This is a genomic window from Flavobacterium sp. CR10 (assembly GCF_055814415.1).
On sequence record NZ_CP185985.1, the window covers coordinates 5,391,170 to 5,403,533 of the forward strand.

General features: G+C 32.7%; 11 protein-coding genes. 5 read left to right on the forward strand and 6 right to left on the reverse strand.

Annotation, left to right across the window (positions count from 1 at the left end; all coding sequences use genetic code 11):
- Nucleotides 1–77: 77 nt before the first annotated feature.
- A complete protein-coding gene (locus ACNRYB_RS22635; protein ID WP_473728837.1) occupies nucleotides 78–1,457 on the reverse strand; it encodes a sialate O-acetylesterase in 1,380 nt (459 codons plus the stop codon).
- Nucleotides 1,447–2,541 carry an SGNH/GDSL hydrolase family protein gene (locus ACNRYB_RS22640; protein ID WP_473728838.1) on the reverse strand — a complete coding sequence of 365 codons (1,095 nt, stop codon included), beginning with the start codon at nucleotides 2,539–2,541 and terminating at the stop codon, nucleotides 1,447–1,449. The genes ACNRYB_RS22635 and ACNRYB_RS22640 overlap by 11 nt, the downstream gene beginning before the upstream one ends.
- Before the next feature lie 204 nt (nucleotides 2,542–2,745).
- Here ACNRYB_RS22640 and ACNRYB_RS22645 point away from each other — a divergent pair, with 204 nt between their 5' ends.
- Together ACNRYB_RS22645 and ACNRYB_RS22650 are read left to right on the forward strand one after the other, a co-directional pair.
- Entirely contained in the window at nucleotides 2,746–3,249 is a 504-nt protein-coding gene (locus tag ACNRYB_RS22645; protein ID WP_473728839.1) for a C40 family peptidase, read from the forward strand.
- 81 nt (nucleotides 3,250–3,330) lie between these two features.
- Nucleotides 3,331–4,476: a hypothetical protein gene (locus ACNRYB_RS22650; protein WP_473728840.1), complete on the forward strand. Its 1,146-nt coding sequence runs from the start codon at nucleotides 3,331–3,333 to the stop codon at nucleotides 4,474–4,476.
- 52 nt (nucleotides 4,477–4,528) lie between these two features.
- On the opposite strand, the gene ACNRYB_RS22655 is transcribed toward ACNRYB_RS22650, so the two are convergent.
- A complete protein-coding gene (locus ACNRYB_RS22655) occupies nucleotides 4,529–6,106 on the reverse strand; it encodes a L,D-transpeptidase family protein (protein ID WP_473728841.1) in 1,578 nt (525 codons plus the stop codon).
- Between the two features lie 170 nt (nucleotides 6,107–6,276).
- Nucleotides 6,277–6,693 (reverse strand): DUF1573 domain-containing protein, encoded by a 417-nt coding sequence (locus tag ACNRYB_RS22660; protein ID WP_473728842.1) that lies wholly within the window; start codon nucleotides 6,691–6,693, stop codon nucleotides 6,277–6,279.
- Between the two features lie 164 nt (nucleotides 6,694–6,857).
- Here ACNRYB_RS22660 and ACNRYB_RS22665 point away from each other — a divergent pair, with 164 nt between their 5' ends.
- Both ACNRYB_RS22665 and ACNRYB_RS22670 read left to right on the forward strand, forming a co-directional pair.
- A complete protein-coding gene (locus ACNRYB_RS22665) occupies nucleotides 6,858–8,123 on the forward strand; it encodes a sensor histidine kinase (RefSeq protein WP_473728843.1) in 1,266 nt (421 codons plus the stop codon).
- Entirely contained in the window at nucleotides 8,120–8,806 is a 687-nt protein-coding gene (locus tag ACNRYB_RS22670; RefSeq protein ID WP_473728844.1) for a response regulator transcription factor, read from the forward strand. Before ACNRYB_RS22665 ends, ACNRYB_RS22670 begins: the two co-directional genes overlap by 4 nt.
- A gap of 163 nt (nucleotides 8,807–8,969) precedes the next feature.
- Here the strand turns inward: ACNRYB_RS22670 and ACNRYB_RS22675 are convergent, their stop codons facing one another.
- On the reverse strand, nucleotides 8,970–9,275 hold the full coding sequence (locus tag ACNRYB_RS22675; RefSeq protein ID WP_473728845.1) for a GIY-YIG nuclease family protein: 306 nt from the start codon (nucleotides 9,273–9,275) through the stop codon (nucleotides 8,970–8,972).
- 95 nt (nucleotides 9,276–9,370) lie between these two features.
- Here ACNRYB_RS22675 and ACNRYB_RS22680 point away from each other — a divergent pair, with 95 nt between their 5' ends.
- Nucleotides 9,371–10,135 carry an MBL fold metallo-hydrolase gene (locus tag ACNRYB_RS22680; protein ID WP_473728846.1) on the forward strand — a complete coding sequence of 255 codons (765 nt, stop codon included), beginning with the start codon at nucleotides 9,371–9,373 and terminating at the stop codon, nucleotides 10,133–10,135.
- On the opposite strand, the gene ACNRYB_RS22685 is transcribed toward ACNRYB_RS22680, so the two are convergent.
- Complete coding sequence (locus ACNRYB_RS22685) at nucleotides 10,132–12,357, reverse strand: B12-binding domain-containing radical SAM protein (protein ID WP_473728847.1); 2,226 nt, start codon at nucleotides 12,355–12,357, stop codon at nucleotides 10,132–10,134. The two genes, ACNRYB_RS22680 and ACNRYB_RS22685, sit on opposite strands and share 4 nt — an antisense overlap.
- Between the last annotated feature and the right edge of the window lie 7 nt (nucleotides 12,358–12,364).

A 12,364-nucleotide genomic window follows, 5' to 3' on the forward strand; every position in this document is an offset into this window, starting at 1 on the left:
GAACTTCGACTTCGCTCAGCCTGACAAAAAATCTAAAATCTAAAGTCTTGCTTCTTTATTCTTTCTTCTTTAAATACTCACTCAGAAACAAAACAAGACGCCGGTAAATTCGCTTTATTAAACAAATCTGAATGAATCGTATTTCCCCATGCAAATCTCACTTTTGCTGGAGAAGCCACTTTTTTACTTGTCAAAATCACTTCGTTTTTTTCAATTGAAGCTTCGGCTGGATAGAAAACTCCATCTGTTCCCGCAACTTCAAACTGATTCGATTTTTTTTCTTTAAAATATAATCCGTCTCCGTAGTCAAAAGAAACGGTTACTTTATTCTTATCTATTTTAATGGATTTAAAGAGTGGTCCATTAACTAAATTATTGTTGGTTTTATAAGTTTCAGCCAAAGCTAAATTCGCCAAACGAATTCCGACCGATTTTTTATTTTTTGGATGAATGTCAATCGTATCTGAAATATCACTTATTACGACCATTCCTGTTTTTGAAACCTCTTTCAATAATTTTCTCTGAGAATCTCTAACTGTCACATTTGAGAAGTTATTCTTTCCCGTTTTAAAAGGTGCAATCTGAACATAATAAAAAGGAAAATCTTCTTTCCATTCTTTTCTCCAAGACGTAATTAAAGCGCCTAACGTTTTATCATAAACTAAAGATCCAACGTTAGATTCTCCTTGATACCAAAGTGTTCCTGCAATTTTAAATCCGATAATTGGATAAATCATCGCATTGTAAGCGCGTCCAGGCTGTCTTGGCCCGTATTCTTGTTCGTTTAGTTTTTTAGCATTTTCCAATAAAACAGGATCGTTATTTACGACTTCTGCGGGCATCCAGATTTCAGCAGGAGTTCCGCCCCAATTGGAAGAAATCAATCCGATTGGGACATTTTTCAAATCTTCGCGCAGGTGTTTGGCAAAAAAGTAACCAACAGCACTAAAATATTTCATGGTTTCAGGAGTCGATTCTGTCCAATTACCCAACAAATTATTCTGCGGATTTTCAGCTGTCAATTTCGGAACCGTAAAAAATCGAATATTTGGATTTGCAGCATTTTTCATTTCTTCTTCGCCATCGTCAATTCCCCAACTTACCGACATTTCCATATTTGATTGTCCCGAACAAAGCCAAACTTCTCCAATCAAAATATTCTTTAAAACCACTTCATTGTAGCCTTTTATAGAAATAGTAAAAGGTCCGCCAGCTTCGGGAGTTTTAATTGTCACTTCCCATTTTGCTTGATTATTGGCAACGGTTTTATATTCCTGATTGTTCCAGCTTGAAATCAGTTTAATTTCTTCTTTTGGATTCGCCCAACCCCAAATTTTCACTTCAGAGTTGCGCTGTAAAACCATATTATCACTAAAAATATTCGGAAGCGAAACGTTTGCCATCATAGTACTGGAAATCAACAGAAAGAAAACAAACTTAAAAATATTATTTTTCATTTAGCAACTTCTTTAAAAATGGGCCATATTCCTCTGCCAAAACCTTATGATCTGCCACATCAGGATGACCAGAACATCCGTTTGGCTTCATAGCTTTAAATTTGAAAATCTGAATTGGTTTGTGTGCTTTATCATTCGCGAAAGCGTTTTTAACTTTATTCAAACAATCTTCAAAAACTACTGCTCGATCTCCGTCAACCATTGGACTATTTGTAATTACAATCTGTGCTTTTGGATTATGTTCGTACAACATTTTTATAAAACTGATATAATTTGAAATATACTTTTCTGCATTAAAAGGCAGACGTTCTTTCTTACCGTCTCCGCCAGAAAAATCATTTGTTCCTAAAGCAATGCTGATAATATCAGGCTGAAAAGCAAAGTCGTACTTTGGCTTTGACGCATCTTTTGTCAGATATAAATTTGGGTAAACATCTGGCATTATCGCTTCGTCTTTGTGTTCGTCATTCCAGTTTCTGTACATTCCAATTCCAGAAACACAACTCATTAAATAGTCAGCATCGATTGTTCTGGAAAGAGTTGGTCCATAAGCATAATAACCATTATGATGATCCATATATTCTCCTTTATCACAAGGAACATCTGACGGATCGCTCGCTGCGCCACACGTAATAGAATCACCGATAAATTCGATTTTCTTTTTCTTTTTAAATGAAATTGAAGTCAGTTTTGCTGTCGTTCCTACAAACAAAACATTGCCACTTTGAGCTTCTGTATTTTTATAAATTTCTAATCGATGCTCTTTTTGATTTGAAGTCACTTTAATTGGAAAGGATTGCACTGCACCTTTTTCGATTCTAATCTTTCCAATATATTTTCCGTCCAAAACTAACTGAACATAATTATGATGATCTTCAACGCTTTGTAGTGAAATTGAACATTCATTTCCTGTAAAATTGAAAGAAACCGAAGAAGCCGTACCGATTAAAATGACTTGATCGTTTTGAAGTTTATCAATTCGCCCTTGATATAAAAAAGTTTTATTCAAATTTTGAGTTTGTGAATTCGAAACCGCCGAAATCAGCAAAAACGAAATTAAAACAGCTATTTTTTTGGGAAACATAATTTATTTGTTAAAATATAAATACGATTCACAAATATATTGGAAAGAGATTATCTAAAAAGATACTAAAATGTCAAAAAGTAATAAAAAAACACCACATAAACCCATCACCTGAATTGTTTTATATGTCAATTCTTACATTTATTACAAAAGCCAACAATTTAGATCTATCTTTGCCGTTTTATACTTTTACAATCTGTCAAAATGAAAACCTTAGCCTTAATTTCTTTATTGTTTTTTATCACTCTTTCTTCTTTCAATTTAAAAAAGGAAAAAAAGCAAGTTCAAAACACTCCATCTCAAACCGAAATAAATCGTGATTCTATAGTTTCTTATGCCAAACAATATTTAGGAACGCCTTATGTATATGCCAGCAGTAACCCAAAAAAAGGTTTCGACTGTTCAGGTTTTGTGAGCTATGTTTTTAACAACTTCGGTGTGACTCTTCCAAGAAGTTCAAGCGGATATAAAGATTTAGGAAGAGCTTTAAAACCAGAAGAATTTAAAGTGGGTGACGTTTTAGTTTTCTACGGATATAAAAACAGGAATGTCGTTGGCCACGTCGGGATAATTTGCGAAGCCAACGGAATGCAGTCGAAGTTTATTCATGCATCGTCAGGAAAAGCACAACAAGTAACGATAACAGAGCTTGGTACAGAACATTATACCAAACGCTTCTATAAATGTGTGGATGTTTTATCGCAATAGTTTTGATTTGATGGAAAACTTAAGCTTAAGATTTTAAACTTAAATAATTTTAATTCAAATAAAATTATAAAGATATTAGTTATGAAAACAAACAAATATTTAAAAGGATTTGTTTCAAAAGAACTTGAAGAGTACGGCTTTTCATTTATTGATTCTAAAACACAGCCTTGGAAGTTTAAGAGATCTGAAAATGATGTACAACAATATATTTGTTTTCAAAAATCGAATTTTAAGCAAGGCTTAAGAGTATATTTCTATAATTCAATTGATCCAACCCAATATTTTATTAGTGATGTCATTGAGGATAAAAATTCAATTAGAAATAAAAAATATAACAGAGATTTTTGGGAATATAATACTCCTATCGAATTAGAGGAAATCATTAAAAAATATGTTTCTATTATCGTGAAGTTTGCTATTCCAATGTTTTCAGTAATGTCTAAACCTATTTTAACTCCATCTGATCAACTAAAAAACGAGTTAATAGAAAGCTATCAAGAAAGAGCTATAAACTTTGCTCAACAAAACGGTCTTTCACTTGACTGCTTATTACCTGAAAAAATTGAGTCAATTCTAAAAAAATATGAAGCAAGTGAATTTGATGAATTAACTGATGTGTTTCTTGACTCAGCTTCTTACATCACAAAGTTTTTAGTTGAAACATACGAGTGCATTTGGAATAATACCCGGTTAGGAGAATTACTTTTAAAAAAAGAAGATATAAGCTTTTATAGATTTTCTCCCCTTGAAGCCGTTGTTTATTATTGGAATAAATCGCAATTACAATCATATAAAATAGTTGATGGAATTGAATTGATAAGTTTGATAAATGAGCGGGTAGACATGCAAAATACAATCCTGAAAAGTGGACAAAACATAGACAGTTCCATTAATTGGAACTATCAAAAGTTAAAAGAAGCGATAAGCGGTGACTTTGATTACTTTATAAATGAAAAGGCATGCTCGATCCAGTTTGCATGTGACCGAGTTGAATCCAAGTATTTTAGGAAAATGAGAGAGTCAGACTTTAGCAAGATCGTCGTTTATGTAACATTATTTAGGCAATGTAGAGAGTTAAATTCAATTCCAAGTTTTATTTCTGAACAAATGTCAAATTTAATCAACAATAGTCACATCTCTAATTTTCAAGCATATATGAATAAAAACGATTTTATGGCATTACACCATGATATCGAAAATGTAACGAAATTTATGAAGAAAATGTGATTGTATTTAGTAAAAATTTAGAAGTTCGATGAGTGGTGCCAAACTTAAATTTTTATTCTTCCGTTAAAAGTTTAATCATACTTTCATCTCTTCCATAAATATCTTTATAGAAATTTAAATTGCCTTGTCGATCTACCCAAGCGGTAAAATATCCAATATAAACTGGAACTTTTTTCTTAAGCGTATACCAACTTTCTTTTCCAGCATGCATGGCTTTATCAATTCTTTCAGGATTCCATTGCGGATCGACTTTTAATAATTCGATTGCCAATTCTCTTGGCTTTGCTACACGCACGCATCCGTGGCTAAAAGCTCTACTTTCTCTTTCAAACAAACTTTTTGAAGGAGTATCATGTAGGTAAATATTGCTTGAATTCGGAAATAAAAATTTCACCAATCCTAAAGAATTATTTTTTCCTGGAAGCTGACGAACAGCGCCATTGTTCCATTCCAAATTTTTCTTTTGCAGATAGTTTTTATCCTTTGCCATTCCAGGTTTAATTTCCGATTTGATAATGCTTGGCGGAACATTCCAATACGGACTGAAAACAATATTGCTCATCATTCCACTGAAAATAACCGTTTTTGTCATAGCTCTACCCACAACAACCGGCGATACAAAAGCAATTTTACCATCTTCGACTATATACAATCTAAATTCAGGAATATTAACTTCTATATACTTCTGCCCTTTCTCTAATTCTGGATCTATCCAGCGACAACGCTCCATATTAACAATAATCGTTTTGATACGATCTGAAACAGGAATATTCAAATCGTTTATATGTTCCAGAAGAATTGTGTTTTTTGGAGTATAACCATGACGCAATTCGTAATTCTTCATAGCTTTGATCAAAGTCGTATCGCAAATAGCACTTTTATTGTCCTCTTGAATGTCTTTGGTAACAAAAAGCCTTTCTCTGATTTGTGCTACAACAGCAGACGAGTCGCCTACTTTTAGGCTTTTATAATCTTCATCTGTTTCAATAGTTTTCCAGCCACCATTTTTCTCAATTTCTCTATACTGTTTTAGAGCATCGCGCAGTTTGTAATACTGGCTGAACATCTTTTTTTTCTTATCATCCAAAATGGTTGATTTTTTAAAAATAGAATCTGAAAGCACTTGATAATTCAGCTTTTTACGAGGTAAAAGCCATTCTAAAGAAACCACTGTTTTTTCGTCAAAACCGCCCACTTTTTCACCATAATAGTAATATAAATTAGAAAGTAGTAAATCGGTATCTTCTTTTGTGATTTTGGTGTTTGCGTTATTATCAAAAACAGAACTTAATTGCTCATTATAAGGATAATTCGCTTTTAATCCTTCTTGATCCAAATTTTTGTATTGATTGAAAAGTGTATTGGCAAATTCGACAATTCCTTTATTGTCCTGCCACAATTGAATCGACTTATTTTTTTGATATAAAGCAGTTACATCATTTTTAAATTTATCCAGTTTCGGATAGTTTTCATAAAACTTCGCAATGCGAATACTGTCGATCGTAAGTTTTAATTCAGGGACTTTTTCAACTGTTTTTGTCGAGTTTTCCTCTTTTTTATCAGCTTTCGAATTACACGAAAAAACAGCAAAAAAAACAATAGCAATAATAGGCGTATACCAGATTTTCATAACTCAAAATTTTGGAATAAAAGTAGAAAAAATTCTATTAAAACAAAGAAGTCAGCAATAAATCTTAAGCCTTATTTTTTTGAAGTTTAAATGCTTACTAAAAAATAAAAGCTCCAAACAATTTACATGTCTGGAGCTTTTGCCATATAACCAACCTATTAAAATTCTAATTAAATAACGGTACCTTTTAATGTAAGTACTTTTGGTGTAGTTTCTGCACTAGTGGTAACAGTTACCGTTTTTGTAAAAGCACCTTTGTTTGCAGCATTGTAAGTTGCAGTAACTTTCCCAGATTTACCAGCCTGAATTGGCTCTTTTGTATAATCTGTTGCCGTACATCCGCAAGATCCTTGAACGTTTGTAATAACTACAGCCGTTTTTCCTGTATTTTTAAATTCATAAACAATTGCTTTTGGAGTTCCTTGCGGAATTTGTCCAACATCAATAGTTTCTGCTTTCCAAGCAATTGTAGATCCTGCTATTTCTGAAACTTTTGTTTCTGAAACTAAAGATTGTACTGGAGCAATTGCTGAAAAAGACATTAGGCCTAAAGCCAAAGCTAACATCGAAATTTTGATCATTTTCATAACTGATATATTTAAAATGGTTTATAGTTCATTTTGATATTACAAAGGTAATTCAGACAAATTCATGTTGCTGTTAACTGGTTTCAAACGTTTGTTAATGACTTGTTAACCGCCTGTTTTTAGGCTAAAATTGATTAATATTACACTCTCAAAATTGGTAATTCTTGAAAATTAATAAACTCAACAGCATCATTCTCTTAGGATTGGTAGCCATCATTAGCATTTTGGTGGCGCAATTACTATGGACAAAAGAGGCTTTTACAATTGAACAAAAAAAACTTAGCCAGAAAGCACATATTGCTTTATTGGAAGTGGCTAAAAAATTATATGAAGGAACCAATCACGAACTTCCAGTTCAAAATCCCGTTCAGAAAATTGCAAACGACTACTATATTGTAAATGTCGATAACGAATTTGAACCTGATATTTTAGAATTTTATCTGAAAACGGAATTCAAAAAAATGAATATCACAACCGATTTTGAATACGCGATGTACAATTGTCAAAGCGACGAAATGATTTATGGTGATTATATTTCACTTTATAAGAAAAAAGCTGAATGCAAAAAAACCGTTTATTTCCCTAAACATAAAAATCTAGTTTATTATTTCGCGGTTCGTTTTCCAAATGAAACTACTTATTTGTTTAGTTCAATGCGTTTTTGGTTTATACTTTCAACCGCATTGATTCTGATTTTATTGATTTACGTTTATTCGATTTTTACGCTTTTACAGCATAAAAAATATTCAGAATTGCAGCGTGATTTTATCAATAATATGACGCACGAATTTAAAACGCCACTGGCTTCTATATTAATTGCTTCAAAATATTTGATTGAGCAAAAACCAATCAAAGAAGACAAAAAACTCTATACATATACCGACATTATTATCAATCAAGGAAATAAGTTAAACGGACATATCGAAAAGATTTTAAATGTTGCAAAAGCCGATTATGCTCCTTTAGAACTAAAAAAAGAAAACATCTTAATTGTTCCGATAATTGAAGAAGCAATTGAAAACATAAAATTAAAATATCCTGAAGCTTCTATTACAATTGACACTGTTTCTAGAGAATATTTACTCGAAACGGATACTTTTCATTTTGCCAATTTAGTTTATAATCTGTTGGATAATGCGATTAAATACTGCAATGAAAAGCCAGAAGTTACGATAAAAATTATCGAAAATAATAACTGTTTAAAATTGGAATTTATTGATAATGGAATTGGGATTAATCCTAAAAAAATATCTTTTATCTTTGATAAGTTTTACCGCGTTCAGAACGAAAAAAGCAATGAAGTGAACGGATTTGGACTTGGTTTGTATTATGTAAAAGAAATCTGCAGTTTACAGAACTGGAAAATAAAAGCCGAAAATAATCAAGAAAAAGGTATTAGCATAACTTTATCAATTCCTTATAAAAAATGAGAAATTTCAAAATACTATATGCCGAAGATGATGAAACTTTAGCGTTTTTAACCAAAGACAATTTGGAGCAAAACAATTATGAGGTAATTCATTGTTCTGATGGAAAATCGGCGCTGAAAATCTTTGAGGAAGAAGAATTTGACATTTGCATTTTTGATATTATGATGCCAAAAATGGATGGTTTTGAGCTTGCTGAAGCTGTTCGAAAAATTGACCTTGATGTTCCTATTATTTTTCTTTCGGCAAAAACTTTAAAGGAAGATCGAATTAAAGGTTTACGTTTAGGTGCCGATGATTATTTGGTAAAACCTTTTAGCATTGAAGAATTGCTTTTAAAGGTGGAAATTTTCTTAAAACGCTCTCAGAAAAATATTCCGACTACCAAAACTATTTATGAAGTTGGCAAATACCAGTTTGACACCAAAAACTTCATTCTTTTTAATGATGAAGAAAAAGTTGGTTTAACACAGCGTGAAGCCGAATTATTGAAACTTTTCTTAGATCATAAAAATTCTGTTTTGAAAAGAGAACAAATTCTAACTTCTTTATGGGGAACTGATGACTACTTTATGGGAAGAAGTTTGGATGTTTTTATTTCCCGTTTGCGTAAAATCTTAGCAAACGAACAAGGAATTTCGATTGAAAACCTGCATGGAATCGGGTTTAGATTTTCTATTGGTTAAACTTTTTTCTTGAAGCAAAGTAACCACAACGTTTTGTCATTCCGACGAAGGAGGAATCTCCGCGACAATATTCCGTAAAGTGATTCCAATCTTTGGCGAGCTTCTTACGGAGATTCCTCCTTCGTCGGAATGACAAACTAGACTTGACGTACTTTTTTCACAACTAATAATCTAGAAATTCTAAATTAGGATTTATCGTTTTAATAAGCGCTATTTTCTTCTCTCTTCTCCAGCCTTTTATCTCTTTTTCTCTTGCAATTGCTTCTTGAATCCAAGTAAATTTTTCGAAGTACAATAAAAACTCAACATTGTATTTTGAAGCAAAAGTGTTGTTCCCAGAAGCAATATTATCTTTATGTTTTATTAATCTATTTTTCAAATTATTAGTAACCCCAACATAAAATACAGATTTTGCTTTATTAGTCAAAATATAAATAAAATACGTATGAAAACCCTCTTGTAAATGCATAAATTCAAATAATAACAATTCTGCTAAAAATAAAGAAAAATCTGTAAATTATTTTTCAGAAAACTTTGTATTTTTAATATCTAATTTTCTTGGATATGAAATTACATCATTTGCGAAATGCCTCTTTGGTAATTGAAACAGAAAAGCATGTCATTTTAGTTGACCCAATGTTAGGTAAAAGAAAAACAATTCCGCCTTTTACTATTTTCAGATATAAACCCAAACGAAATCCGCTGGTGGCATTGCCAAAAAACAGTCGTGATATCTTGAGTCGTGTAACACATTGTTTGATTACACATTTGCACCCGGATCATATAGACAAAGCTGGCGAAGTTTTTTTGAGAAGAAAAAGCATTCCAGTAATCTGCAGTGCTAAGGACGAAAAAGCACTTATACAAAGAGGATTAAGCGTAATTCAAACTTTAGAATATTGGGAACCGCAAAAATTTCTAGACGGAAAAATTACTGGAATTCCAGCCATTCATGGTTACGGATTTGTTGCTAAATTAATGGGAAATGTAATGGGATTTCTTATCGAATTGGCGGATCAAAAATCCATTTATGTTAGTTCTGATACTATTTTTACAGAACATGTAGAAAAAGTTTTAACGCAATTTAAACCCGACATTTCGATTGTTGCCTGCGGTACCGCAAGATTAGATTTTGGCCAACCTCTATTAATGCGAATGGATGATATACTGAAATTCGTCACACTTGCTCCAGGAAAAGTTCTCGCCAATCATTTAGAAGCATTAAATCACTGTCCAACAACCCGATTACAGTTAAGAACGGCTCTTTCAGATCATGGTCTTCTGTCAAAGACTTCTATTCCGAATGACGGAGAATGTATTGAATATTAAAGTACTAACAACCCAAATTCGCGCAAAGTGTTTATAGGTTTTGAATACCAGAATAATTCGAAATCTTCCAATTCGGTTTCAAAATCATTTTTAACCTCCTGAAAAGTATAATTTTTAGAACCAGAAACAGCTATTTTCGATAAAATGGAAACTAGCCACTCGCCTTCTTCTTTACTGGTTTGAATTTCGAAACTTTCTTTTTTATCATGAAAAGTTAGTGACATCATTTCCCAGCTTCTTCCTTTTTTTGATTTTGTAAAGACTTCTGCCGAAGGTTTTCCGCCGAGCCAAACCACTTTTGCATTTGGTTTTGTATTGAAATCGTTTTGTTCTTCTAAGGCATTAAAAATAAAATCAGGGTGAATTTTTGTTTTCGGAATTTTAAAATCGAACCATTCTTGAAGTTCATAATCGAAACAAATTCCGTGCATGAAATTAAAAAGTGATTTCTTTAATCCGAAACTGAATTTATCGTGATTGATTCCTGTTGCATCGGTATATTCAATATCGTTATTGGCAAAAGTTCCAATTGCTTCCGTTTTTTTGGTGACGCCAAACTGTTCCGGATATAATCCAACTGGACTATGAGCCGTTAAAGCAAATTGATGCCAAAATCCTGATTGCAAAACTCCAGCTTCAAATAACTGACGAACCATTTCAAGACTATCAACTGTTTCCTGAATCGTTTGTGTTGGATATCCGTACATTAAATAGGCATGAACCATAATTCCTGCTTCGGTAAAATTACGAGTCACTTTTGCAACTTGTTCTACAGTAACACCTTTGTCAATTAATTTCAGTAATCGATCTGAAGCTACTTCTAAACCGCCTGAAACGGCAATACATCCAGAAGCTTTTAACAGCAAACATAAATCTTTAGAAAAGCTTTTTTCAAAACGAATATTCGTCCACCAAGTTACAGCGAGTTTCCTTTTCAGAATTTCAAGCGCTAAAGCGCGCATTAAAGCTGGCGGTGCGGCTTCGTCTACAAAATGGAATCCATTTTGACCTGTTTTTTCAATTAGTTCTTCGATTCTATCACAAAGCAGACTTGCCGCAACAGGTTCGTAAACTTTTATATAATCTAAAGAAATATCGCAGAAAGTACATTTTCCCCAATAACAGCCGTGTGCCATTGTGAGTTTATTCCAACGCCCATCGCTCCACATTCTGTGCATCGGATTCACAATTTCGATAACGGAAATGTACTTATCCAAAGGCAAATCGGAGTAATCTGGAGTTCCAACTTGAGATTGTTTATAATCGTGTTTTAAAGAATTATTTTTATAAACCACTTCTCCATTTTCTAATAAAAATGTTCTTTTATAACGCTTCTCGACTTCGCTCGAAGTGACAGAATTTGGATTTTCTAAATTGAAAATTAATTCCTCAATTGGAACTTCTCCATCATCTAAAGTGATAAAATCGAAAAACTCAAAAACGCGTTTATCAGAAAGTGAACGCAATTCTGTATTTGGGAAGCCTCCTCCCATCGAAATCTTAATTTCAGGATGATTTTGTTTTACCCATTGCGCGCAACGAAACGCGCTATATAAATTTCCAGGAAAAGGAACAGAAATTAAAAATAAAGTTGGTTTTATGGCTTCAATTTTTGCTTTCAAAAGCGAAATTAAAATTGAATCAATATAAGTTGGCTCTTTTTGAAGTTCTGCATACAATTCGTGAAACGAATTGGCACTTCTGCCTAAGCGCTCTGCATATCGGCTGAAACCAAAATTTTCATCGACACATTCAACAATAAAATCTGAAATATCTTCGAGATATAAAGTCGCCAAATGTTTTGCTTTGTCTTGAGTCCCCATTGTTCCAAAAGCCCAATCCAATTCTTCCAATTGCGCAAAACGAGAAGCTTCTGGAAGAAAATCTTCCTGACAAATCTGCAATGCCAAAGTTGGATTTTTTCCTTGAAGAAACTGAATTACAGAATCGATTGTTTTGATGTATTCGTCTTGTAAAGCAAAAATACGTTTCGAATTGTCTGAGATTTCAGAACCTGAAACTTGAAACTTGAAACCTGAAACATCAAACAAATCAATAAGTCCTTTTCTTGAAAACAATTCCAAAATCACATCAATACCCAAATCAGCCTGCACTGATTCGATATTTTTTGTATTCAGAAAACCTTTTATATACGCCGTTGCCGGATACGGTGTATTCAGTTGAGTAAATGGTGGCGTAATTACAAAAAGTTTCGTTTTCAAAAGGGAA